The sequence below is a fragment of the Lentilactobacillus senioris DSM 24302 = JCM 17472 genome (assembly GCF_001436555.1).
GTDB lineage: Bacteria > Bacillota > Bacilli > Lactobacillales > Lactobacillaceae > Lentilactobacillus > Lentilactobacillus senioris.
The window spans coordinates 380990-405000 of the sequence record NZ_AYZR01000004.1 but is presented as its reverse complement, the minus strand read 5'-3'; the positions used below and the strand labels follow the sequence as shown (position 1 = coordinate 405000).

The window sequence follows — 24011 nt, the reverse complement described above, 5'->3', positions numbered from 1 at the left end:
AAGAGGTCACTGAAAGTACATGAACATTTCCTTCCGCTGGTGTTAACCAGATCAAGTTCAAGGGTCCGACCATGTCGTCTCAGCCCGCAAACGGGCTCCCCTAATGTCATCGAAATTTTTTACTATTATCTTTTACAAGTATAAGTCACTAACAAATAGTGGTAAAAATAACCTTTAAATCTTTATTTTAAAATAATATTTAAATTATATAACAATCGTGATATAATTTTCCGGGAGCTCGATGAGCTATATAATAATTTTATTTCAGTATGGAGGATTTTATAATGCAATCTAGTTTGAAGAAATCATTATACGTTGGTTTAGCAGCCCTTGGCTTCGTAACCGTTGCCGGTGCAGCTAACGCTAACAATGCAAGTGCTAAAAGTTATGCAAAAGTAACATCAAATGTTACCATGACTAAAACTAATGTTAACTTTACAGGTTCTAACGCCCTTTACACTAAGGCTGGTACTTTAAAAGGTGCTAAGATTGTAGCTACTACTACTACTGTTAAGGACCTTGCAGATTCAAAGAGCAGCAAGAAAAACTTCGTAGCATACCGTGTTGCAACTACTAACCGTGGTTCTGTATACTACAAGGTAGTTTCATTTGACAAGACTTACCGTGGTTGGATCTACGGTGGTAAGAGTACTTCTACTATTGCCGGCGGTCTTGAAAACTTCACCACTTTCAAAGAAGACGCTACTGCAACTACTACTGGTAACTTCAAGTTTGCTAAAGTAGGTACTACTAATGATGGTACTATGTTGACTTACAAGAACCCAATGTACACTGTATATGGTTCAGGTCGTCAAATTACTGACTCAACTAAATACGCTAATGACGTATTAACTATTACTAAGACTGGTACTCGTACTCGCGAAGGCGACCAATGGGTATACGTAACTGACGAAGCTAACTCAACTGTAAACGGTTGGATTCTTAAGAGCGGTTTAACTACAATTAAAAATGATGCTCCTTCAACACCTAGCACTCCTTCAACACCAGAACCTAAGCAGGCTCCTTTCAGTATTAAGCATCAAGCTAAAATTATTGGTGGATCTTACTTTGATTTAGGTGATATTCAAACTGTTGATGGAGTTAATGGTGCTCAATCACTTGCTAAAATTTCTAGCTCAGTAGATGACTATATGTACACCATCGCAACTGGAAACGATGGGGAAGAAGTCCCTGTAGCAACAATTAAGTCTAAAATATCTTCAGTTGGATTGGACAATATTATATACAACGGTAAAAAATATAAACTTAATATTACCAATAATGGTAAATATAAAGAAAACGTTGGATATTTACTACTTTACGCAGCAGATGATGCTAAGTAATATAAATCAAGTAATAAAAAAGCTTTGGAATAATTATCCAAAGCTTTTTTTATTACTTGATTTATGAAATTTTTAAGAACATTAATAATACTAACATTCCCAAATATAAATTTATTTATCAAAAAGACACACCGAAGCGTGTCTTTTAAATTTAATTAATTTTTAGCTGCTGTATAAACTAAGGCAGCAGTTCCACCAAATTCAGTGTCGGTGGTACTAGTTAAAGTATAGGTAATTTTAGATGAAGGGTTAGTCAAAGTACCGAGACCTTGAGCCTTAGCGGCAGCCAAAATCTTTGCACTGGTAGCCTTAGCACCCACACTACCATTTAAGTTAGCCAAAGTGCTAGATTGAATGGTGTAACCATTAGCGTCAATTAAGCCGTTAACAGAAATTGCAGAAGTAGTTCCATCAGACTTAGCAACGTTCAAGGTAAACTTGATAGAAGCAGACTTAGTAGTAGCAACATAGTAGCTTACGGTAGAGCCACTAGTAGCTGAAACGACAGCTGCATAATTAGCACCGGAAGCAAATCCAAGTGACAAGCCAGAAGCAGAAGTTTCACTAGCCTTATCAGTGTAACCAGTAGGAACTACCTTAGAGATATCACTAACCTTGTAGTTCATGTTCATTACTGGGTTGCTAGCATCTGAATTAGTAGCACTGAAGGCAATTACGGTACTACCAACATTTTTACCATTAGTAGCATCAATATAGTTAACTGTTACGCCCTTAGTAGTAGGAACACTATCAGTAGCAGTTAAACCACTTCTTAGAATCCAACCAGATACTTTAGCGTTGGTATTATCAGTTACGTATACTTAAAAAACACACGTTGACTGCCGGAATTTGGGCAAAATAAAAGAGCTCCCTAATTGCTAGGGAGCTCCGTTAATTTATTATTAGTCAAACAATCCTGGGCGATCCATAAAGCCGTAGTCTTCCGCTTTAATCCCATTAATAACGGTGGAACGGTTTAGCTATAGTTTCATTAACCTACCACCGTTGTCGCCCACCAATTCAAAGTTAGCCCCGTGGCAAGCCACTTCTGCAACATCGTCGTACGTCTGAATCGCTCTACCGTTGGTTATACCGGTTAAAAGATCGGACGACAGCGACTGTTAATGAAGCACTAACTAAGTTCCTAACCACTTTTAATGGTCCGGTGCACAGCTTTACTGTGAACCGTGGCACGGAGTTTAGTGGGCTAGTATCACTTGAATCACAAGATGGTATTATGACCTATTACTGCCATGCTTATACGCCAGCTAAACGTGGTAGTAGTGAACGCTTTAATCGGAATTTACGTTATTTTTATCCTAAAGGGACTCGTTTTGAGCACATTAGTGCTCAAGATTTAACGACGACGTTACTCCAAATTAACCAGCGACCGCTTAAAATACTCGACTGGCAAACACCGTATCAGGTTATGCTGACAAATTTGTCCAAAAATTCGGATTAAATTTGCAATCTACCAAAATTGGAAAGTCTAATTATATATCATAGTGATGCCTTTAATCTTGCACATAAATTAGTTACGACTTTTGTTGTATCTGTGAAGCGCATAGACCCGCTGACTGGTGACACAGCAATTGAGTTGTTCAGCGGCCCTTTGAGTAATGAATACCAGATTATAAAATAGATTGGGCAAGGTTGCTCGAAACCCACTTCTCACATTGAGAAGTGGGTTTTATTATGGGATAAGATGTAGTCTGTAATCTAAAAATAAAGTGAATAACAGAATCGACGGACTTTTATTTTCAGCTTCACTAAGGACCACTAATGGGGCTTTTAAAGGATTAAGCCCCCCGGGCAACGGCTTCACAACTCGCATAAAAGGACTTGTTATCGATTAAGAAGAACACCCCATGAAGTTCATCATCAGTAAACAATTTCATCACTTTCGTTAGCTTTTACCTGTATTGTAGCACAAAAGCAAACGTGCGTTCCCCAAAAAAACTGCTAGAAAGCTGATTAAAAAAGTTGAAAGCAATCAAAAAGCCTCCGAAAGAGGTTGTGCGCTTAGGGCAACTTTCGAGGGCCTTTTAATACCTAGGAATTCCAATGGAAGTAGGAACAGATTTAACCTTAGCATACGTTGGGGGGTGATCAGCAATGACAAATGACACTATTTGAGTATTAAATTGTATTTTCAGTTCACTTGGAGCCGAAATCCATCTGACTATTCGGTTAAAGATCCTAAAAACATCAGTTTCACTACCGAATCAACATATTATGAAATTAATTATTTCTTACCACATATCAGCCTTGAATCTGATGGATAAAATTAATCCATTTATCTGCTACATTTTTTTGCGAGTAGGGAATCATTGCTGACTTTGCCTCGTGACTGTAATGTTTTAAGATATTGCGATTTGCTAATAAATGTGACAAAGTACGCTGTAAGGTCCAAGTATCGCCAGCAGGAACTAGGACTCCTGTTTTTTTGTCCTTAATAAGTTCTTTGGGGCCGTAATTGATATTGTAACTAACTACTGGACAACTATACCCGAGAGCTTCTAAAATCGCCATCGAGAAACCTTCGTAAGCACTCGTCAATACTGCAATATCAGCAGTTCGGTAAACTGATGTTAAGTCTTTTCGATAGCCACAAAAGTGAATATAACCATCAGCGTTAGCATCTTCAACTATTCGATGTAAGCGAGTTGAGGTTTCATAATTCTGCCAATCATCATCGTAACCATATATTTTCAAATCGACAAACGGTAACTTTTGGTGAGTAAGAATAACTGAATTAATTAACTGGTCCAGTTGTTTAACTGGTGTTAAACGTGCGATTGCAATTATTTGACCAGGAATTCTATCTTCAAAGGGAGAAGATTGGGTCAATAGTTCCTCCGTTAAGTAACTCACGGGAATTGAATAACACGGTACATGTATTTCTGGACGATTTTTAAGGTCCATAGCTTCTTGCCGAGTTGCACATATAATACCATTAATTTTACTTTGCAGTTCAAATAATTGTTTTATATATGGAAAGGGTTCGCCCTGTGGCTGAGCATTTTTTGTAAAGGCAGAATGTAGAACAACAAATTTTATGGCTGGTTCTGTCATTAATTCAAAGGGTTTGAGAACATAATCTTCTCGATCGGAGTATAGGACAGCTGCAGGATCTCTTTTAATTAAATAGTCTAGGAAATAAGCCCAAAAATCAGCTTCCGTGTCAAACTGATACCAACAGTTTGAATTTTTCAGTTGAATCAGGGTTAAAACGGGGATATTACCATCTCCACCGCGATAATGATAAGTTAAAAAAGTGTCTCCTTGACCGTTATAGTAAGTACGCGTGATCAATTTACCACCATCATCAAAATATTCAGAGTAACTAAGGTGATTACTAACGTAGAAGTCCCGACGATCAGTGAATCCCCAGCGGTCCAAATAGGTGACATAATCAATTTCCCCTTGATATTCTGTAGTCTGAACTCGAAGTTTCTGGTCAATAAATCCCTGGTTTTCTCTAATAGTTAACTTTTTATCATTCAACACTTTTTTTAATACGTCGTGAGTGCTATTTTTACTCGTGTCCAATTTTTGAAAATATTCAACGGGGTTAATAACATCGTTACTAATACCCAATTCCTTCCAAATTTTACGCTGATAGCGAAAGTAGTCGAGTGTGACAATTTTTGCCGGAATATTTAATGTTTTAAAAAGTTTTAGTCGTTTGATTTCGGCTAGTTCAATGGCCGAAGTTAAACTGTCAATTCTTGATGTGATAAAATAATGCATTTGTAGAACCTCCTATTATGAACTCAAAGGTGGGAGTGATTAATTTCACTCCCACCTTTGATTTCTTTCAAGATTGTTTAGTTAATCTTTCCACTTTTTTCTGAAAGTCAGCCAACTGGTTAAACTTCCTAAAGCCAGTAATAAGACACCTAGAGCTGAAACAGAGCTTTCTGATTTTTCACTAGTTTGTGGTAAAGCTTCTCTATTTTTAGAAGGATTTTTTTCTTTATCATTTACCAATAAAACTGTTTTTTTCTCATTAACATTAGTTTTAATCAATTGAGTTGGCTGTGTCGGTTGAGTTGGCTGCGTCGGTTGAGTTGGCTGCGTCGGTTGTGGATGAATATCCCATCTGTGCGATTCACCGCCGGTTATATTAACGATATTAGCAACAATATTCCCATCAATGTTAACTCCAGCATTAATAGTCGCATTAGGTGCTAAAATACTTCCCATAAACCGACCACTGCTGAAATTGAAGGCTTGTTCACCGGTACCTAAGTTCCATAATACATGGTTAGGCTCTGAATGTCCTTCACTATTGGGTAAAGAATTAGTTCCATCATCATAATATAATTGAACTTGTGTAGAAATATTTTGATCACCATTTGGAATATCAGTAACGTTAATGACGACAGTAGGACCATTTTCTAAATGAGATATTCCCTTGATCGTAATCGGCTGAGAAGCACTCAAATATTTAAATGGAACATTTACATAAATAATTTGTGTTCCAGTTGCTACTTTCGAAACATCAACATAGCGATTATTCATGTCATCATAATTTGAAATAACACCTTTTGACTGAGGAGTACTAGCATAACTGGTAGATGCCTTTACTAGTTGTTGAAATACATCACTAAAATCAATATAGGTCTGCCCATTGATATCTTGATAAACATCTTCAGGTTTTAAATTATCCATAGTGATACCATTGATCAAGACCTTGTTATTTTCAATTGATACACTAACATCTTTACCTAATACTACATGATTAAATGTTTTATTTCTAAAAGCGTTACTTTGAAGATTCTTGGCCAATTGTTGAATATAATAAATATCACCGCTAGTTAAATTGTATGAATCACCACGTGTACCAAAATCGTTAGAGCCATTTAAAATTTTAACAGCTAAATTACCATTAGTATCCGCTGATAAACTAGCTTGATTTGCAAAAATATGGAACAAAGAAGCTAATTTTAGAACACTGTTAGTATTTAGGTCGTTAATATCAATTCCTAAATTTTTTAAATAAGTATCATCACTAATGGAAGTAGCTGGTTGAACACTATTAGATGATAAGGCCACGTTTTCAAGATTGTCTTTCTCTTCTAAATGATTACTAACAAGTGAAGATTTAATTTTTTTTGAATTATCAGTTGGTGTAGCATATAAACTAGTTTTCTTGCTGGCGGCACCAGTATTTACTGAACTATCAGTTGATGTGACAGGTACAGTAGGATTCTTGCTGGCGGCACCAGTATTTACTGAACTATCAGTTGATGTGACAGGTACAGTAGGATTCTTGCTGGCGGCACCAGTATTTACTGAATCATCAGTTGATGTGACAGGTACAGTAGGATTCTTGCTGGCAGAGCCAGTATTTACTGAACTATCAGTTGATGTGACAGGTACAGTAGGATTCTTGCTGGCGGCACCAGTATTTACTGAACTATCAGTTGATGTGACAGGTACAGTACTATCTGCTTTTACAATATATGTACTTTCACTTAACCCAACCCCTAAAGCAATTACAGTAACTGCTGCAAAAACCCATTTTTTGCCATCTTTATACATCTTGTAATGTTGTTTTTCCATAGAAACTCCTCCAAAACAAAGCATCCTTAATCAAACTGGGTACACCTAGATTAAACACCGAAAGTATAATATAAATTCTTCTAAATAACAATACTTCTCTAAATACTCTTGAAATAAGTGCAAAATCCTGCTTTCCTAAGATTGATATCAACAAATTAATTTAAAATAAACTGTTCAATTTAAGTATACCCATTAATCGCCTTCACGAGTCCGCGTTCCTTGCTTAGTAATGGTTAAAACATCATTCTTATAAGCAGCTGAGCTCTTGATTACTCGACCAGCACCATAAGCGGTGTACATAGGAGCTTTATAAGTCAACATAGTTCCATTATTAGTGGTCCCAGTCTTCTTGAAAGTGAAGTTCTTGTTAGCATCAGAAGCACTAACACTGCTATTCTTGAAAGTAGTGTAGCTCTTCACCCCACCAGCAAAGCTCTTAGTACTCTTACCACCATAGATCCAACCACGATATTGCTTATCAAGGGATACTACCTTGTAATAAACTGCACCTTTATTAGTTGTAGCTACACGATAGGCAACAAAGTTATCTTCACTATTCTTAGATTTAGCCAACTTCTTCAAAGTGGTAGTAGAAGCAACTAGCTTAGCACCCTTTAAAGTACCAGCTTTAGTGTAAAGAGCATTGGTACCATTCAACACAACATTATTGTCAGTACCGGCACCAATCTACTTGTTACTAGTAGCTTTAGCGTATGTCTTAGCACTAGAATTATTAGCGTTTACTGTACCAGCAACAGTTACAAAACCTAAAGCAGCAAGACCAAATATAGGGATTTTTTTAAACTTGAATTCATACATTTCCTACAAAATAATAATTGTTTTGTTAAACGCCTTTCAGTTTATCATAACAATTCAAAATGCGCAGAAAGAATTTAATTTTATGTACAAAAAAAGAGTGCAATTAAGCACTCTTTTTATAAGGTAAATATATTAAATTACTTAGCAGCAATGTTAAAGTAAGCATCAATACCCTTAACAATTGAAGCGTTAGCAACAGTTGAATCAGGTGTTACTTTAACATAAGTTGCAGTGTAAGTTTTACCATCTTTACCGGTGAAGTCAAAGTTCTTAAGGCCAGCTTGGTCAAGAATCTTTTCGATGTTACTAGTTGTTACAGTAGTACCTTGAACAACTTGGTTAGCTGCATCTTTTGTAGCTGCAACAAGCTTATCTTTTTGATCTTTACTTAACATATCGTAAAAATCAACATTTACAGTAACACCAGCTTCTTTGTTGTTAGTGTTACTCTTCATACCAAAGTTAATTTGAGTAGTTTTATCCTTTTGGTTTACGTAGTAGTTTGTTGAACCACCCTTGGCAACAGATTCAGCACCTTTTGCCCATGGGTTCTTATCAGCTGAGTAACCAGCAGGAATGTTTACAGTACTATTAGTTACATTCATAGTACCATTTTCAGCACCGGTATACTTAACAACTTGAGTAGCAACAACTTTACCCGTAGCTTTGTCAATAACATTAATAGTTACACCTTGTGATGCAGGAACTTCGCCGTTAGCATCTTTCAAAGCTGAGCTAAGAATCCAACCATTAACAGAAGTGTTAGCTTCATCTTCAACGTATGACCATTCTTTACCATCACGTGAGCTAGTTACAGTCTTAGTAACTTTCAATACGTCATTCTTGAATGGAGTTGAATCTTTGATAGCACGACCTGAACCGTATACAGTGTACATTGGGTCCTTGTAAGTTAACATAGTACCATCATTAGTAGTACCTACTTGAGCAAACTTCTTGTAAGTTGCAGTAGTTACATCTTTAGCATCCTTAGTAGTGCTGTATGATTCGATACCACCAGCAAAGCTATCAGTGCTCTTACCACCGTAGATCCAGCCACGGTAGTCTTTATCAAGTGATACAACCTTGTAGTAAACTGAACCGCGGTTAGTAGTTGCAACACGGTATGCTACGAAGTTGTCCTTGTTGCTAGTTGACTTAGCAAGACGCTTCAAAGTAGTAGTAGTAGCTACAGTCTTAGCACCTTTCAAAGTACCAGCCTTAGTGTAAAGGGCGTTGTTACCATTGAAAGTAATGTTGTTAGCTGCAGTAGCACCAATCCACTTGTTGCTTGTTACTTTAGCGTAAGTTTTAGCACTTGCAGTGTTAGCGTTAGCTGCACCGGCAACGGTTACGAAGCCAAGGGCTGCTAAACCAACGTATAATGATTTCTTCAAACTAGATTGCATTATAAAATCCTCCATACTGAAATAAAATTATTTATGTAGCTCATCGAGCTCCCGAAAAATTATATCACGATTGTTATTTTATTATCAACAGCGATTATTTTAGGAGGTCTTGAACTTTACAAACATCAGTATAAACGCCCAAATTGGACCAGGCAAGCTTAATCGGTTAGTGTCACCAAACTGTTATGTTTGTAAAATTCCAAACCGCTTTAAATCAACTTTTGCGGCCGTTTTATGTCAAAATTAGTTAAAGCTAAAATTTCGCTCGTAAAGTCTGTCATCTCCGCTTTTACACATGTATTTCACAAAAGATTCTTATTAGGTTCATATATGATTATTTTAAGAATTTATTCGATTTTCTTTCCTCAATTGCCTATTTTAACCATAAAAAGCCCCTGATGTCAGGGGCTTTTTGTTTGTTAGAGGTATTAGTTAATGGTTATGAAGCGGAACGGGTATCGAAGATCGGATCGGTATTAGTTTCCACATAACGAGCAGCTACCGGTTCAACATACGGATTCACTCCGTTATTATCAAACATTTTCAAAGCAGCAATATCTTGCATCGCTTTCTTAGTGGCAGCTTCCGTTAAGTTTTCTTGCGCGTAAGTTAACCGTAAGGTGGTTAACTTAGAATCACTATTGCGGTAGATCAATTCTAAATGTTTCATTATTCTTCCTCCAATTAATTAGACTAGGCAACTACACTACTGTCGGTGATGTTAAGGCCAGAGACTTGGCCGATGATTAAAGTTTCCAATGCGGTTTGAAAGCCCGCCAATTGTTCTGCCGTTGCGTCTTGCTTAAGGTGACTGAATGTCCGCTTAAGGGTTTTATCTTCCTTTTCGCCAACGCTGATAACGGTCATACTAGATTTAAGCCATTGTTTCTTCATGATAGTGAACTCCTCTATATTAGTTTAGTAATCGGTGGCGCCAACCGGTTACATCTATTAGTAACCAATCGACAGCCACAATGTGTTACCCTTTGTGCCAAATTATTTTGGCTTTTTGTGCCACGCCGGCTTTCCACCAGTAAATCGTCTTGCGCGATACCTCAAACTCACGTGCCATTTCGGACACGTTGAGCCCTCGAACATAAGCGGCTGTCAGATAACGCCGTTCGTTAGGACTTAATACCGATAGTAATTGCTGGTACAATTGGTTAGTTTCCAGCGTCGGCTCTAAGTCGGTGGCTTGTACCGGTAGCGTGGTTACTTCCGTCTGATGCTCTCCTTTGCGGCGGAATTGGTCTAAACAATTAAGGAGGTGCCAATAAACTCCTTGGTAGATATATACTAATAATTTATGTTCATTCTTACGAACAGCCTCCGGAGCTCTTAAGTAGCTCCGAACAAATGCCAGTCGACCTTCTTGTACTAGATCGTCATATGCTTCATAGCTTCGATAAATATGCAGCCGTTTGATAGCACCATAAATAACATTTTGGTGGTCACCAGTTAATAAGAATTCAAACGCTGCTTGTTGGGGCGTTTCAAAAACGTCAGTTGCTTCTCTTGGATACTTCATTGGACTCATTCCTTTGTCTGGATTGATCCAAGGGCCCTTTTCACAAGGTCTATATTATTAGGAAGTAACTAAAACAAGTAGTCCGAAGTTTTATTAGTACGAACACCTACAGCATAAGGGATTGATAGCAATTCTTAAGTGAATCAAAACCAACTTTTCAAATTAAAAGGACCCCAGATAATTCTGGGGTCCTTTAATTAAGCTGATACGCAATTCAGCTGAGTTCAATTATTTTCTATTCGTAACTCAAGCTTTCAATTGGATCCAATCTAGCGGCCCGACCTGCTGGTGCCAAGGCTGCAAGTAAGCTAATTACAATTGAAATAATGACCCCAAAAGCAATGTTTCCACCTGAGATCTGCATAATTGCATAGTGAATTCCTGATTGAGATAACGAGTTAGCTCCGACTTGAATCAACAAGGCCAACACAACGGCCAAGATAGCTGAGAACAAGCCAATGAAGAAGGCTTCGGAGAAGAACAAGTTACGAATGCTCCCCTTAGAAGCGCCCAATGCCCGCAAAATTCCGATTTCCTTAGTTCGTTCAGAAACACTGATGTAAAGCACAACGATAATCATGATGGCAGAGACTAATAGTGAAATCCCAGCAATCGCAGCCAACACGTTTACCGCCAAATCAATGTAAGTATTTAACGTATCGACGATCGCTCCAGCACCAGTAATAGTGTAAGTTGCTTTTTTGCCGGTCTTGTAACTCTTGATTTGAGTTTGCACTGGCTTAACGTTCTTAGCGTTTCCCTTAATCACCACGGTCATAAAGTTGGGAGCCAATTTCACGTTTTTAGCATCATACATTTGGTTTAACGTATCGTAAGTAATCGAAGTAGCACCAGAATTGGCAGCGGCAATTCCACTAACCTTCAACATTTTCTTCAATTGGACTGGCTGTTTCTTAGAGTTCATTACCGTTTGGGTGTAAACAATCTTCTTGCCGATCATGGCATTCGGATCTTGCTTGTTAAACTTCTGAGCATTTTCCTTAGTTAACAAAATTTCACCGGTTTTGGGTGCCGATCCCTTTTTAATTGAGTTTTTCTTAATGGTATCGTTGTAGGTTTGCATTATTTGCAAATTAGCGGTCTTCTTTCCCCGTTGCAAACGAGTGCCACCTTGGACGTAATACCCCTTTTGAACATCCTTAACGTTCTTAATACTTTCGAACCGTTGCTGGTCCTTATCGGTTAAGTTGACCTTGTTAGATCCATCCGCCAATTCATCAGCAGAAATATTCTTAGCTACTTGAACGGCATTCGGGTTGATTTGGGAGTAAATTTCATGATTAATGTAACCTTGTACCCCGTTACCTAGCCCCTGCATCAAGATTACCGAGAAAATCCCGATAGCGGCGCCGATAATAATTAAGAGATTACGCTTAAAATTGTAGCGCATGTTATCTAACGCCATTTTCAGCGTTGCTCCAAACCGCAGGGTGTGAGTGGTTAGCTCGTTATCACTAGCAGCCGGATAAGCTGGCTTCAAAGTAGTGTCTTCACTAATCTGACCATCGGCTAACCGAACAATTCGGGTTCCATAGTCGGCTACCGTTTGGGAGTGGGTAACCGTGATGACTAATTTACCGTCAGCCGCGATTTCGTCTAACAGTTGCAAAATTTCTTTAGTGTTTTCACTATCCAAGGCTCCAGTTGGTTCGTCCGCAATGATGATTTCCGGATCAGAGGCTAGCGCCCGGGCAATGGCTACCCGTTGCTTTTGGCCCCCCGATAATTGGTTCGGAAACTTCTTCATGTGATCAGTCAAGCCCACCTTAGCTAACAATTCTTTGGCCCGGTCCTCTTGTTCTTTATGCGACAACGTGGTCATTTCTAAGGAAACCATCACGTTTTGTAAGACCGTTAAGTGGCTGATCAAATTGAAGTTTTGGAAAATAAACCCAATCGTTTGTCTTCGGTAGGCATCTAATTGTTTGGCAGTATCGTGACGCAGGGATTCTCCCTTAAGTAATACGTCACCTTCATAATTGGAATCTAAGCCCCCAATAATATTCATCAGAGTGGACTTTCCGCCCCCGGATTCTCCTAAAATGGAAACAAATTCCCCCCGGTCAAAGTTTAAATTGATTCCTTTTAGCACCTTAAACTCTTCGTTACCGAGATAATAAGACTTGCGAATGTCCCGTAACTCTAAATAGCTCATATCATTCCTCCAAAAGTTAACCTCATAAATTAATACTGACGAGTATATCACACCAACAAGTAAATGAAGCAACTTAGCGGATAAATTTTGTATTAATCACACAACATATATCACCTTATCAACGCAACCCCAGCCGATGTTGCCAACTTCGTTTCCTACTTAGCATCACCAAAGTCAGATTATATGACTGGACAATCAGTTCAAATCGACGGCGGCATTCAATTTATTTAATTAAACAAAAAAGCAAGCCAATGGCTTGCTTTTTTATTGTCTCATTAAAATTTAATTCAATGGTTGACTAGACTTCATTAACTCTGGTGGCCAAAGCATTAATAAGTAGCCATAACCAGATTGATCAAAGGCTAGACCTTCAAATTCTCGCTTAGAATTAAATACTTGATAATGAATATCTTTTGCACTAAAGACCCCATCACGAACTTTGTCGGCTGGAATAGAGGTCAAAATATCATCTGAAACAAAGTAAACTCTGTTATTTTGTGGGTTAACGGCTACAAATTGGTTAGTGTTACCGCCCCGTTTGCCTACGATGGTTTTACTTGGTGCAAATTTGACTTCATTTTCATCTAATCTACCATGGAACAGCATATAACCGGAACCTTTTTTACGACCCCAGTATGCATTTCCTTCAGAATCAAAGGCTAATGTATGCAATTGGAAATTAGAATTATCGTGTAACATCTTGAATCTGTATTCACGCAATGGTTGTAAGGTATGGGGATCCATTTCCAAAACTTCGTTGTTATCACTAATGCTTAGATCACTTAAAGTTTCATCTTCCGCCAAGTACAAATGCTTGTTAGCAGGGTTGAAAGTCAATGTTTGTCCGTGACCAATGTCAATAAGTGGACTTAATTGAGCAGTTTGAGCAATCGCCGCATTTTGGAACATTTCTGGGTTACTTGCTTTAGCGTCATCAATTTGTTTTTGGTATCCAGCCAAAGTATTGTTGTAGCCAGTAATCTTCTTGTTATAAGCGGTAACTTTTTGCTTGTGCTTTTGGTAGCTGCTCATCCAAACGGCCATTTTGTTCTTAGCCTTGGTTACTAACTTCTTAAACTTCTTGCGGGTAGCTGGTTTGTATTTGCTAGTGGTGTATTTAGCATACTGAGCTTTTTTAAGTTTCCAAGCTTGGTAGTGTGTCTTAGCACTATTTTTATAGTTCACTTGGTTGTTTTTCCACAGTTCATTTTTATCAATCGTATTTTCTAACGCGGTTTTCTTTGCAAAAGGTAACTTTTTGTATGCTTCTTGGTACTCTTTATTATGTTCTTTACCCTCATCGGTATATGGATTGAAGTATTCAAAAGCCATCCAGATTCCAGTAATGTTGGTATCTAATCCTAAATCATTAAGCTCACTAAGGTTGAACTTAACAATTGCCCCCCTATTAGTCCCGGTTCCGTTAGATTCAACAAAGTAAATGTTATCTTCGTCATCTAGCGCCACACTTTGGAAGTTACCATGTTGCAGGTCGGATACGTTAAACCCATCAGGTAAGTACCATTGTGTTGAAAAACTATTACTTTGAGAACTGCCACTAATAGTTCTGTAGGTATTAGCGGTAATATTTTCGTTAGGATCTAATTCGTACTTTTTATACTTCTTAGATGTATTTCCATTAGGAGAAGAATTGTTAACCGTGTTCAATTCATCATCCGAATATGTACTTAAAACATTTCCAGAATTTATTACTTTAACTTCATTAGCTACGCCAGGTGCTTCGATAACGTTAGCAGCATATCCATTAATTGGTGTAGCTGCCAATCCCACACCTAAAAAGGCCCCAGCTATCATCAACTTAAATCCGTTTCTCATAATTTATCCCTCTCTAAGCTATTAAATTATCCCTCAATTACCACTTTAACTAAAAAAATTCGGTTTGGAAAATATTCCGCCCGAATTTATCAAAAATGAAATTTTAGTAATCGTTTTGTAATCTTATGTTAGAAAACTTCTTTAATAATTGATACTGATTTATCAACATTTTCACTTTTAGAAATCATTGAAATTACAGCAGCTCCGTCAGCGCCGGAACCTCGTAATTGGTCGATATTATTTTCGGCAATCCCACCAATTGCTACTACTGGCTTTTTGCTAACCTTCACCAGGTCAGTTAGGCCGGCAACCCCAATTGCGGGATCAGCATCGTCTTTAGATTGAGTCGGAAAGATTGGTCCGGAACCAATATAAGCTACCCGGTCAAATTGATTAGCTGCTTCAACCTGTTCCACCGTGTTAGCAGAAAGTCCGACAAACATTTGGCGAACAGAAATGCGTTCCACGACGGTTTCAATTTTATCGTCTTTTTGTCCCACGTGGATACCATCAGCATTAAGCTCTAATGCTAGATCAAGATCATCATCAATGATGAACGGAATATTGGCCTTTAAACACCGTTTTTGCAAAATTTCTGCTAGTTCTCGTTTAGCCACTCCAGTTAAGGCATTAGGCCCCTTTTCTCGAAATTGAAAGGCAGTAATTCCTGCTTCAATGGCTTCATCTAATAGGCTAGGTAAATCTCTTAACCCCGTCAAATCTTGCGTTCCTGCTACGAAATAAGCTCTCAGTAGCCCTGGTTCAAATGTAACACTCATTAATCATCTTCCTCCTTAAGTTGCCGACCAGCCCAGTGATTCAATGGACCGTGACCGTGCCCTACTTCAATTCCGTTAGCGATGGTAGCAGAAACATACCGTTTAGCTCTTTGAATTGCGGTTTTAACGTCCGCACCCTTGGCTAGTTCGGCAGTAATTGCTGACGATAAAGTATCGCCGGTTCCGTGAGTTCTATTAGTTTCTACTCTAGGCGCTGATACCCAGAAAGATTCACCATTTTCTAGTAGGACAAAGTCATTAGCGGTATCGCTAGTTTCATGACCACCCTTAACAATCACGTTCTTGGCTCCTAGTTCTTGTAGTCGGTGACCGGCTAATTGCATGGTAGCTTCATCACGAATGTGCATTTCCGTTAACACTTCAGCTTCTGGTAAGTTCGGTGTCAAAATGGTAGCTAATGGTAGTAATTCATCTCGGACCGTCGCAATAGCATCTTCTGCTAATAGTCTAGCGCCGCCCTTAGCGATCATTACCGGATCCACCGTTAAGGGACCAAAATCATACTTTTGTAAGTTAGCCACTACCGTTTTCACACTTTGGCTATCAGCAAGCATCCCCGTTTTCACTGCCCGAATCTTTAAATCTTCGGCTACGGCTTGGAACTGCTCATCAATTAGCTTGGTAGGCATCGCCATAAAATCAGTTACCCCAATTGTATTTTGAGCCGTTACTGCTACCACAACCGCTGCAGCGAAAACGTGGTTTTCTTGCATCGTCTTAATATCGGCCATAACACCAGCACCGCCACCACTGTCCGTACCAGCAATCGTTAGTGCTTGTGGAAAATCATTCACCATCCAACTATCCCTCCTTGAAATCACCGACAGCTTCGACGGTGCTCTTATTAATTAAGTATAACTCATCTATTAACCGGGGGCCAAAACTACCGGCTAAAGGTTGCTCCATTTTATTAGCTACCACTTGACCAGCCACTGCAAAAGTCAAACTAGCCATTTGTGCTGCTTCGTATGGATCAGCCCCAGTTCCTAAAAAGACTCCGATCGTACTAGAAAGCATGTCTCCTGAACCCACGTGTAATTTGAATAAATCAGTTTGATTGTAGACCTGAGTTACCCTACTACCATCAGTGATCACATCAGTCTTGCCACTCAAAACTACTACACAGTTCCGCTTATTAGCTAATGCTTTAGCCATTGCCACCACGTCAGCATTACCGTCACCAGCATCAATACCCTTGCTTTGCCATTCTACGTCTGCTAAGGCCGCCACTTCACCAGCATTACCACGAATGACCGTCACCGGAAATTCGTCTAATAATTGATTGCAACGTTCTAAACGGTAAGCGACCGCGCCCACAGCCACTGGATCTAGGACTACTGGCTTAAAATTATCTTGAGCTGCTAGGCCCACTGCTTTGATTTGGTCGAGTTGGGCTTCGGTAAATGCCCCTAGATTAATCGTTACGGAATTGCTCATCTGGACCATGGCGTTAGCTTCGTTGATTTCCTCAGACATGATTGGTGAACCTCCGATGGCATTAATGCCATTAGCTACGTCTTGGACGGTCACAAAGTTGGAAATATTAAAGGCAATTGGATTTTGGGTTCTGACCTGATCTAATAATTCAAATTTCATTATAGTTTCCTCCTCATAATTGAGGCAGCAAAAAAGCCGCTACCTAATTACTTGCGGGTAACGGCTCAGTAAAACAGCACACATTCCCTACGCAAGTATTAACTTACAGGTTCCAAGGGATTGGATAATTCCATCTCAGCCACAAAGGCACCCCTAGTGTTTTTTCTTAGTTATTTAATTAACGATTAATCGCGATTTCGTGGTTAACCATCTTAGAAGTATACCGATACATTGCTGTCATCAAAGCATCCATAGCGCGATCAGAAAGGACTTTGCGAGCACACAATCCCAGCTTAGCACCAGCACCACCAGCGTAACGAGTCTTTGGCCGGCGACTAATCGCTGCCATATCAACTAGTCGAGCTACTACGCGAGGTTGAGAAGCAAATTGACTAGTGGCAGTCATAAAGTTCTGAGCTTGACGGGCCATTCCAGCGTAAGGACCATTAGCAGAACTATCCACCAACTTATCCATTGCTACTGCTGACCATTCTGAGGCCACTACCCCTGGTTCAACTACGATGACGTCAATTCCAAATGGCTTAAGTTCTAATCTTAATGCGTCACTGATCCCTTCAATGGCAAACTTAGAACCAACGTACCAACTGCCCATTAATTGAGCAATTTTACCGTCTACTGATGAAATATTAATAATCCGACCACTGTGTTGTTCACGCATCGTTGGCAAGACAGCTTGGATCATCTTCATTGTTCCAAAAACGTTGACTTTGAATTGGTACTCGCCTTCTTCTAACGGTACTTCTTCCACCGCCCCAAAAGAACCATAGCCAGCGTTATTAACTAAAACGTCAATTCGACCAGTTTGAGCTACAATTTGCTTAATTGCGGCATCAACACTGTCTTCATCAGCTACGTCTAGATACATGGTGTTAATCCCCAAATTATCTAATGCGTTCATTTTGTCTACTCGCCGAGCCAAGCCAAAAACGTTGAAGCCATTTCGCTTTAGGTTCTTGGCAATTTGCATTCCAATTCCAGATGAAGCACCCGTCACAATTGCTACATTTCGTTCCATACTATATCCTCCTCGGGGTGGTGTTTACCACGATTTTTTCGGTATAATTCTTTAAATTAACCGTAACCAGATAGCGTTACCATTGTTGTTAACATGCCATCGGTTACTGAATATATTGTATATATTATCATGTTTTCAGAAATTAAACTGCTATATATTCTTTTTTACATTAAATTTGACTAAATTTGATTTTTATTTAGAATGTATTTACTAAAAGAAATTGGAGGGATCGTTTTGGCAGGATTAACTGATACATATACCCTTTCTAACGGAAATAAAATTCCAGTAGTGGGCTTTGGTACTTGGCAAGCTGATGGCGACGAAGCTTACGATTCAGTATTGGCAGCGTTAAAAGCGGGTTATCGTCACATTGATACCGCCGCTGGCTATGGCAACGAAGAATTTGTGGGCCAAGCCATTAAGGATAGTGGTGTGGATCGCAAAGACATCTTTGTTACCACTAAACTTTGGAACAACGATCACGGTTATGAAGCAACAAAGCTAGCTTTTGCTGACTCATTAAGTAAATTAGGTTTGGATTACGTTGATTTATACCTCATTCACTGGCCTAACCCAGTCAACTTCCGTTCTAACTGGAAGGAAGTTAACGCCCAATCTTGGAAAGCCATGGAAGAATTTTATAAATCTGGCCAGGCTAAAGCGATCGGGGTTTCTAATTTCAAACCTCACCACCTAGATGCCCTACTAGAAACCGCTGAAATCACTCCAATGGTTAACCAAATCTTCCTAAACCCTAGTGATTTACAACCTGGGGTAGTAGAATACAATGACGATCACGATATTTTATCCGAAGCTTACAGTCCATTAGGTACTGGTTCAGTTCTTAAGATCCCGGCCCTTAATGACATTGCCGCTAAATACAATAAGTCTGCCGCTCAAGTAGTCCTTCGTTGGTCATTACAACACGGTTTCTTACCATTACCTAAGTCCGTTCACGAAGAATATATCAAGGCCAACGCCGATATTTTTGACTTCGAACTAGAACCAGCCGATATGAAAACTATCGATGGGTTCCATGGTCAAGCTGAATTAGTTACGGATCCAGATACCGCAGATTTTTAAGCAAATTTAAGTTAACTTATCCGCTTGGTTAGTCACCCTTACCAAGCGGCTTTTATTTTATTAAAATGCTAGGCTAATCTGACAAACATTGACCATCTCTGTTATAATGAGCGAATACTAAGCAGTAAGGAAGTTCCCATGACTAAATACGAAAAAAATTACAATAACTACGATCGCGACGGTGTTTCCGTAACACCTGGCGAACAATTCAAAATTACTATCAAACGCCTAGGAATCAACGGAGAAGGTATTGGTTACTACCAACGCAAACTGGTTTTCGTTCCTGGTGCTTTACCTAATGAAGTGGTGCGGGTCACCGTTCGAGAAGATCTTCCTCGCTTTATTCGGGCAGATCTCACCGAAATTTTACAAACTTCAGCCGATCGCATCGAACCGGTAGATGCTTACGCTAACGAAGTGGGTGGCTTTGAACTCGAAAACTTGGCCTACCCAGCTCAGTTACAATTTAAACGGGACATGATCATTAGTGCCCTCGAAAAATTCAAGCCAGCCGGTTATAAACACTACAAAATTCCGCAAACTATCGGGATGGATAATCCCGTAGCTTACCGGAATAAAGCGCAATTCCAGGTTCGCGAACAAGATGGACAAGTAGTTGCCGGTTTGTATGAAGCTCGTAGCCACAACGTGGTAGACCTCAAAACCAGTGCCTTACAATATCCACTAGTAATGAAAGTCATGAATGCCGTTGTTGCTATGATAGCCGACCTCAACATTCCCGTGTATGACGAAGAAAAGAACTCCGGTATTATTAAAACAGTGGTGGTCAGAGCGGCCGTTGCCACTAACGAAGTTCAAGTTACTTTTGTGACCCAAAGTCCTAAACTATTGAAGAAACGTCAACTTCTAGAACGGATTGCCACCGAATTACCAGAAGTGGTTTCCGTTAACCAAAACGTGAACCCCGGCAAGACTTCATTAGTCTGGGGCGAGCAAACCATTCACTTAGCAGGTAAAAAGGTAATCACCGAAGTGCTCGACGGCCTCGAATTTGATTTATCACCAAGAGCCTTCTTACAGTTAAACTCATTTATGACCCCTACTCTTTACCACGAAGCTTTCAAGTCTTTGAAACTAACTGGTAAAGAGAAACTTGTGGATGCCTACGCCGGTGTCGGGACAATCGGTCTCCTTGCTGCAGACAAAGTTCGCGAAGTTCGCGGTATGGACACCATCGAAGAAGCGGTAGACGATGCCAACCATAATGCCTTAAAAAATCATATCACTAACGCCTTTTACGAAGTGGGTGAAGCTGAAGAACTCTTGCCAGCCTGGCTAGAAGATGGCTTTGATCCCGATATTATTATCGTGGATCCTCCCCGTACTGGCTTAGCTGATTCGTTAATTGATGCTATTTTAACCAGTGCTCCCAGCCAATTTGTTTACATTTCATGTAATCCATCAACTTTGGCCCGCGATTTAGTTAAATTAACGGATAAATACCGAGTAGACTTGATCCAATCCATCGATATGATGCCTCAAACTGCTCGTTGTGAAGCAGTTGTTAAATTCACCAAAAAATAATTCCAGAAAGCAGGCTATACTATGCAAAATCCGTTTGGTAACGGTAATGATGATCAAAATAATAACAACATGATCCCAATTCCACCCAATTTTGCGGTAGTTAAACGCGCCGATGGCCAGATGCGAATTGCCAAAGTAGGCTTTTCTTGGACTAGCTTGATTTTTGGGATGCTACCATCAATTTTTCGCTCTGATTGGTACAATTTCCTAAGCATGATTAGTATTCAATTAATCATGGGAATGGGGATTTCCATGGCAATGGGAGAAACTTTTGAGGTTGCTTACTATATTGGGGCTAACATTTGTCGGTTTATCTGGGCTGGCCTTTATAATATGATGTACTTCAAGCATTTATTTAATATTGGTTACCAACCAGCTGACCAGCGTTCCAAGCAACTGTTAATTGAGAATCGATACCTCAGCGAAGAGAAATAAAAAAGAGTGAACACATTGGTGTTCACTCTTTTTTTAATCTTCCAAATCAGTTAACCGGAAAGTCCGAGTAGCGGCAACTGCCGCTTTCCAACCGCGGTAAAGTTTGGAACGTCGATCAGCAGCCATGTCAGGTTTAAATAAGCGCCCGGTTTCTACAAAACCTTTAATTTCATCAATATCCTTCCAAAAGCCAACCGCTAAGCCAGCCAATACAGCGGCCCCAAACGCAGTCGTATCTTCATCACTAGCTCGAATAATTGGGATGTTTAAGATATCAGCTTGAAATTGCATTAAATAACGGTTTCGTGAAGCTCCCCCATCGGCCATCAGTTGGGGGATCCGAATGTGGGTATCTCTTTCCATTGTTTCAATAATGTCCTTAGTCCCATAAGCAATAGATTGCAAAGTGGCCTTTACAAAATCATTTCTAGTGGTTCCCCGCGTCATCCCAAAGGCTGCCCCGCGCACGTCTTGGTCCCAATATGGCGCTCCTAACCCGTTAAATGCTGGAACCACATATACTTCATCGTTATCAGTGGAATTCATAGCCGCCTGTCTAGATTCCGGGACATTATCAATCAGTTGCATATTATCGTGGAGCCAACTTACCGCGGAGCCCGCTGCAAAAATAGAACCCTCCAACGCATAATTAACAGTCCCATCGATATTATAGGCGATCGTAGTCAACAAGTTATCATCCGCCAACTCCGGTTTCAATCCGGTGTTCATAATCAAGAAGGCCCCGTCCCCATATGTATTCTTAATCATTCCGGGTTCAAATGCCATCTGACCAATCAAAGCAGCCTGTTGATCCCCAGCAATCCCGGCGATCGGAACTTCAATGCCGTAGAACTGATAGTTTTGCGTAGTGCCATACACTTCACTAGAGGTCTTCACTTCTGGCAAGATCGCTGCCGGAATATTTAACAACTTCAAAATATCTTCGTCCCAGCGTAAAGCGTGAATGTTAAACAACATAGTTCGACTGGCGTTGGTGTAATCGGTAACGTGATAACGGCCCCCAGAAAGTTTCCAAGTTAACCAAGTATCCACCGTTCCAAATAACAATTCTCCCTTTTCCGCCCGTTCTTGAGCTCCCGCAACGTGGTCTAAAATCCAACGAATTTTAGTTGCTGAGAAGTAAGAATCCACAATTAACCCCGTTTTTTTATGAATTAAATTCGAATAACCATCCGCCTCTAATTTCCGAGCCAATTGAGCAGTTTGCTTAGATTGCCAACCAATCGCATTATAAATCGGCTCACCAGTTTCCTTATCCCAAATAATCGTAGTTTCACGTTGGTTAGAAATTCCAATTCCTTCTATGTCTTCAGGATGAATTCCGCCGTCAATTAGCGCACTGGCAATTACCGACAAAACTGAATTCCAAATTTCGTTAGCGTCTTCTTCAATCCAGCCGCTATGAGGGATGATCTGATCGATCTCCTTATAACCCTCAATAACTTTGCGTCCCGAATGATCGAAAAGCATAGCTCGAGTACTAGTGGTTCCTTGATCGATTGATAAAATATACTTTTTTTGATCTGTTAACATGCTAGACCTCCAATTTACCGCAAGCGATTTCATTTTTTTATAGTTAATATCGTATCATAATTTCATTGCTTAGAAATTAAAAAACCCTAAAGCCTACGTCACGAACTATACCATAGCGTAGTCATTAGGGCAAATATATTGATATCATGGGCATTAATTCACTAAATAAATATATACCAATTATCGTTTGGGATGCCACCCGCAGTGTTGATGAAGGTAACAACGCTTACCATTAGCAAAATCTTCGGGGCTAATTAAAAATACCGCTCCACAGTGGTTATCATGCGAAATCAACATGGGTTCATAAGGACGTCCATTATATTCATCCACCCAATGGTAGTTATGGCCATCACTCGCTTGATCTAAAACGGTCTGTGCATAATTTTTTAATTCAGTTGCCATTTTATCACCTTGCTTACTTTTTCACATATTATAACCACTTTATGGCTCACTGCCAATAGTTTTGCTTACTTAATAATAAATTGTAGTCCGGCCGCTAAGAAGCCCCCTAGCATAGGTCCCACCATCGGTACCCATGCATAACTCCATTCTGCGCCTGACTTATTCGGGATTGGCCAGATAGTATAAGCCAATCGAGGACCCCAATCTCGCGCCGGATTAATCGCAAAGCCGGTGGTGGTCCCTAAGCTGACCCCTAAAACCATAATCAGCATCCCCACGATAAAGGGCTTCAAACCAGTAGTGAAATCACCTAAGTTAAGCAATACAAAAATGAACACAAAGGTGGTAACTACTTCTGAAATCAAATTATAAAGTGGAGAAGCAATCGCCGGTCTCGTAGCAAAAATTCCTACTGAGTTACCCTCTGCTTCGTTTTTAGTAGCCTTGAAGTGGGGAATAAATTGAAAAATAGCTAACGTGGCTCCCACAAATGCTCCTAAAAACTGACCCAAAACATATGGCAATACATCATGCCAAGGAAACATCCCAAATACCGCATATGAAACAGTTACTGCCGGATTTAAATGCCCTTGTGCGCCAAAGGCTGCAGCAACGTAAACTCCCATGGTAACTGCCATCCCCCAAGCTAAACAGATCAAGAGCCAGCCGGCGTTATTTCCATATGTTTTTTTCAAATTCACCCCGGCTCCAGTGGCAGTCCCAAAAATAATCAGAACCATGGTTCCTAAAAACTCTCCAATAAATCCATTCATTAAAAAACCATCCCTTCAGCGTTAAACGCTTTCATTTCTCATTAAGAATATCAGAACTAACTAATTGGTTCAAATTTTGCTATAAAAAAACCGTCAGTTTTTAAACTG

At 39.7% G+C, this 24011-nt stretch carries 21 protein-coding genes, 3 pseudogenes and 2 riboswitches; of the genes and pseudogenes, 6 read left to right on the top strand and 18 right to left on the bottom strand.

The annotated features are described in order from the left end of the window. Positions 1 to 11: 11 nt before the first annotated feature. A riboswitch (TPP riboswitch) is annotated at positions 12 to 112 on the bottom strand. Positions 113 to 284: 172 nt separating this feature from the next. Further along, on the top strand, positions 285 to 1343 hold the full coding sequence (locus FC56_RS02215) for a hypothetical protein (protein WP_056977770.1): 1059 nt from the start codon (positions 285 to 287) through the stop codon (positions 1341 to 1343). A gap of 155 nt (positions 1344 to 1498) precedes the next feature. On the opposite strand, the gene FC56_RS02210 is transcribed toward FC56_RS02215, so the two are convergent. Then, entirely contained in the window at positions 1499 to 1975 is a 477-nt protein-coding gene (locus tag FC56_RS02210; RefSeq protein WP_054671990.1) for a hypothetical protein, read from the bottom strand. A gap of 449 nt (positions 1976 to 2424) precedes the next feature. On the opposite strand from FC56_RS02210, the pseudogene FC56_RS07995 reads away from it, so the two are divergent. Then, positions 2425 to 2805, top strand: a pseudogene (locus FC56_RS07995) (IS30 family transposase); the annotation flags it as partial. 267 nt (positions 2806 to 3072) lie between these two features. Here the strand turns inward: FC56_RS07995 and FC56_RS08285 are convergent. The 9 genes and pseudogenes from FC56_RS08285 to FC56_RS02170 form a co-directional block, all read right to left on the bottom strand. Next, positions 3073 to 3241, bottom strand: a pseudogene (locus tag FC56_RS08285) (excinuclease ABC subunit A); the annotation flags it as partial. Between the two features lie 364 nt (positions 3242 to 3605). Beyond that, the gene (locus FC56_RS02205; protein WP_054671985.1) at positions 3606 to 5096 is read right to left on the bottom strand and encodes a glycosyltransferase; all 1491 of its coding nucleotides are present in this window, start codon (positions 5094 to 5096) and stop codon (positions 3606 to 3608) included. A gap of 81 nt (positions 5097 to 5177) precedes the next feature. Further along, positions 5178 to 6914 (bottom strand): collagen-binding domain-containing protein, encoded by a 1737-nt coding sequence (locus FC56_RS08175; protein ID WP_056977768.1) that lies wholly within the window; start codon positions 6912 to 6914, stop codon positions 5178 to 5180. Positions 6915 to 7106: 192 nt separating this feature from the next. After that, the gene (locus FC56_RS02195; protein ID WP_056977766.1) at positions 7107 to 7571 is read right to left on the bottom strand and encodes a hypothetical protein; all 465 of its coding nucleotides are present in this window, start codon (positions 7569 to 7571) and stop codon (positions 7107 to 7109) included. 299 nt (positions 7572 to 7870) lie between these two features. Further along, positions 7871 to 9139 (bottom strand): hypothetical protein, encoded by a 1269-nt coding sequence (locus FC56_RS02190; RefSeq protein ID WP_054670825.1) that lies wholly within the window; start codon positions 9137 to 9139, stop codon positions 7871 to 7873. A 439-nt stretch (positions 9140 to 9578) separates the two neighbouring features. Then, positions 9579 to 9809: a DUF2922 domain-containing protein gene (locus tag FC56_RS02185; protein ID WP_054670821.1), complete on the bottom strand. Its 231-nt coding sequence runs from the start codon at positions 9807 to 9809 to the stop codon at positions 9579 to 9581. Between the two features lie 23 nt (positions 9810 to 9832). Beyond that, positions 9833 to 10033 (bottom strand): DUF1659 domain-containing protein, encoded by a 201-nt coding sequence (locus FC56_RS02180; RefSeq protein ID WP_054670818.1) that lies wholly within the window; start codon positions 10031 to 10033, stop codon positions 9833 to 9835. Positions 10034 to 10118: 85 nt separating this feature from the next. Next, positions 10119 to 10667, bottom strand: a complete 549-nt coding sequence (locus FC56_RS02175) for a sigma-70 family RNA polymerase sigma factor (RefSeq protein WP_056977764.1) — start codon at positions 10665 to 10667, stop codon at positions 10119 to 10121. A gap of 235 nt (positions 10668 to 10902) precedes the next feature. Further along, positions 10903 to 12843, bottom strand: coding sequence for an ABC transporter ATP-binding protein/permease (locus FC56_RS02170; protein WP_056977761.1), 1941 nt, complete (start codon positions 12841 to 12843; stop codon positions 10903 to 10905). Positions 12844 to 12972: 129 nt separating this feature from the next. Here FC56_RS02170 and FC56_RS07985 point away from each other — a divergent pair. Then, positions 12973 to 13074 (top strand): annotated as a pseudogene (locus FC56_RS07985) (SDR family oxidoreductase); the annotation flags it as partial. Positions 13075 to 13125: 51 nt separating this feature from the next. Here FC56_RS07985 and FC56_RS02165 read toward each other — a convergent pair. From FC56_RS02165 to FC56_RS02145, 5 genes are all read right to left on the bottom strand, one after another. Next, a complete protein-coding gene (locus FC56_RS02165) occupies positions 13126 to 14679 on the bottom strand; it encodes a hypothetical protein (RefSeq protein ID WP_056977759.1) in 1554 nt (517 codons plus the stop codon). Positions 14680 to 14807: 128 nt separating this feature from the next. Further along, positions 14808 to 15458 (bottom strand): thiamine phosphate synthase, encoded by a 651-nt coding sequence (thiE, locus tag FC56_RS02160; protein WP_056977757.1) that lies wholly within the window; start codon positions 15456 to 15458, stop codon positions 14808 to 14810. Continuing rightward, on the bottom strand, positions 15458 to 16276 hold the full coding sequence (gene thiD / locus FC56_RS02155; protein ID WP_056977755.1) for a bifunctional hydroxymethylpyrimidine kinase/phosphomethylpyrimidine kinase: 819 nt from the start codon (positions 16274 to 16276) through the stop codon (positions 15458 to 15460). The genes thiE and thiD overlap by 1 nt, the downstream gene beginning before the upstream one ends. Positions 16277 to 16280: 4 nt before the next feature. Next, a complete protein-coding gene (gene thiM, locus FC56_RS02150) occupies positions 16281 to 17075 on the bottom strand; it encodes a hydroxyethylthiazole kinase (protein WP_056977752.1) in 795 nt (264 codons plus the stop codon). A 66-nt stretch (positions 17076 to 17141) separates the two neighbouring features. Continuing rightward, positions 17142 to 17240: riboswitch (TPP riboswitch) on the bottom strand. 13 nt (positions 17241 to 17253) lie between these two features. After that, positions 17254 to 18111: an oxidoreductase gene (locus tag FC56_RS02145; protein ID WP_056977750.1), complete on the bottom strand. Its 858-nt coding sequence runs from the start codon at positions 18109 to 18111 to the stop codon at positions 17254 to 17256. A gap of 234 nt (positions 18112 to 18345) precedes the next feature. Here FC56_RS02145 and FC56_RS02140 point away from each other — a divergent pair, with 234 nt between their 5' ends. From FC56_RS02140 to FC56_RS02130, 3 genes are all read left to right on the top strand, one after another. After that, positions 18346 to 19194, top strand: a complete 849-nt coding sequence (locus FC56_RS02140; protein WP_225425399.1) for an aldo/keto reductase — start codon at positions 18346 to 18348, stop codon at positions 19192 to 19194. 138 nt (positions 19195 to 19332) lie between these two features. Further along, positions 19333 to 20739, top strand: a complete 1407-nt coding sequence (rlmD, locus tag FC56_RS02135) for a 23S rRNA (uracil(1939)-C(5))-methyltransferase RlmD (protein WP_056977746.1) — start codon at positions 19333 to 19335, stop codon at positions 20737 to 20739. A gap of 21 nt (positions 20740 to 20760) precedes the next feature. Next, positions 20761 to 21174, top strand: a complete 414-nt coding sequence (locus tag FC56_RS02130) for a hypothetical protein (protein WP_056977744.1) — start codon at positions 20761 to 20763, stop codon at positions 21172 to 21174. Between the two features lie 33 nt (positions 21175 to 21207). On the opposite strand, the gene glpK is transcribed toward FC56_RS02130, so the two are convergent. From glpK to FC56_RS02115, 3 genes are all read right to left on the bottom strand, one after another. Beyond that, positions 21208 to 22728 carry a glycerol kinase GlpK gene (gene glpK, locus FC56_RS02125; protein WP_056977742.1) on the bottom strand — a complete coding sequence of 507 codons (1521 nt, stop codon included), beginning with the start codon at positions 22726 to 22728 and terminating at the stop codon, positions 21208 to 21210. 180 nt (positions 22729 to 22908) lie between these two features. Then, positions 22909 to 23130, bottom strand: coding sequence for a hypothetical protein (locus FC56_RS02120; protein WP_056977741.1), 222 nt, complete (start codon positions 23128 to 23130; stop codon positions 22909 to 22911). A 65-nt stretch (positions 23131 to 23195) separates the two neighbouring features. After that, a complete protein-coding gene (locus FC56_RS02115) occupies positions 23196 to 23903 on the bottom strand; it encodes an MIP/aquaporin family protein (protein WP_056977739.1) in 708 nt (235 codons plus the stop codon). Between the last annotated feature and the right edge of the window lie 108 nt (positions 23904 to 24011).

Coding starts and splice junctions, on each gene's coding strand:
- FC56_RS02145 (WP_056977750.1), bottom strand. CDS start 18,111: ATGGAACGAAATGTAGCAATTGTGACGGGTGCTTCATCTGGAATTGGA.
- rlmD (WP_056977746.1), top strand. CDS start 19,333: ATGACTAAATACGAAAAAAATTACAATAACTACGATCGCGACGGTGTT.
- FC56_RS02210 (WP_054671990.1), bottom strand. CDS start 1,975: ATGAACATGAACTACAAGGTTAGTGATATCTCTAAGGTAGTTCCTACT.
- FC56_RS02170 (WP_056977761.1), bottom strand. CDS start 12,843: ATGAGCTATTTAGAGTTACGGGACATTCGCAAGTCTTATTATCTCGGT.
- FC56_RS02130 (WP_056977744.1), top strand. CDS start 20,761: ATGCAAAATCCGTTTGGTAACGGTAATGATGATCAAAATAATAACAAC.
- FC56_RS08175 (WP_056977768.1), bottom strand. CDS start 6,914: ATGGAAAAACAACATTACAAGATGTATAAAGATGGCAAAAAATGGGTT.
- FC56_RS02120 (WP_056977741.1), bottom strand. CDS start 23,130: ATGGCAACTGAATTAAAAAATTATGCACAGACCGTTTTAGATCAAGCG.
- glpK (WP_056977742.1), bottom strand. CDS start 22,728: ATGTTAACAGATCAAAAAAAGTATATTTTATCAATCGATCAAGGAACC.
- FC56_RS02115 (WP_056977739.1), bottom strand. CDS start 23,903: ATGAATGGATTTATTGGAGAGTTTTTAGGAACCATGGTTCTGATTATT.
- thiM (WP_056977752.1), bottom strand. CDS start 17,075: ATGAAATTTGAATTATTAGATCAGGTCAGAACCCAAAATCCAATTGCC.
- FC56_RS02215 (WP_056977770.1), top strand. CDS start 285: ATGCAATCTAGTTTGAAGAAATCATTATACGTTGGTTTAGCAGCCCTT.
- thiE (WP_056977757.1), bottom strand. CDS start 15,458: ATGAGTGTTACATTTGAACCAGGGCTACTGAGAGCTTATTTCGTAGCA.
- FC56_RS02180 (WP_054670818.1), bottom strand. CDS start 10,033: ATGAAGAAACAATGGCTTAAATCTAGTATGACCGTTATCAGCGTTGGC.
- thiD (WP_056977755.1), bottom strand. CDS start 16,276: ATGGTGAATGATTTTCCACAAGCACTAACGATTGCTGGTACGGACAGT.
- FC56_RS02205 (WP_054671985.1), bottom strand. CDS start 5,096: ATGCATTATTTTATCACATCAAGAATTGACAGTTTAACTTCGGCCATT.
- FC56_RS02190 (WP_054670825.1), bottom strand. CDS start 9,139: ATGCAATCTAGTTTGAAGAAATCATTATACGTTGGTTTAGCAGCCCTT.
- FC56_RS02185 (WP_054670821.1), bottom strand. CDS start 9,809: ATGAAACATTTAGAATTGATCTACCGCAATAGTGATTCTAAGTTAACC.
- FC56_RS02165 (WP_056977759.1), bottom strand. CDS start 14,679: ATGAGAAACGGATTTAAGTTGATGATAGCTGGGGCCTTTTTAGGTGTG.
- FC56_RS02175 (WP_056977764.1), bottom strand. CDS start 10,667: ATGAAGTATCCAAGAGAAGCAACTGACGTTTTTGAAACGCCCCAACAA.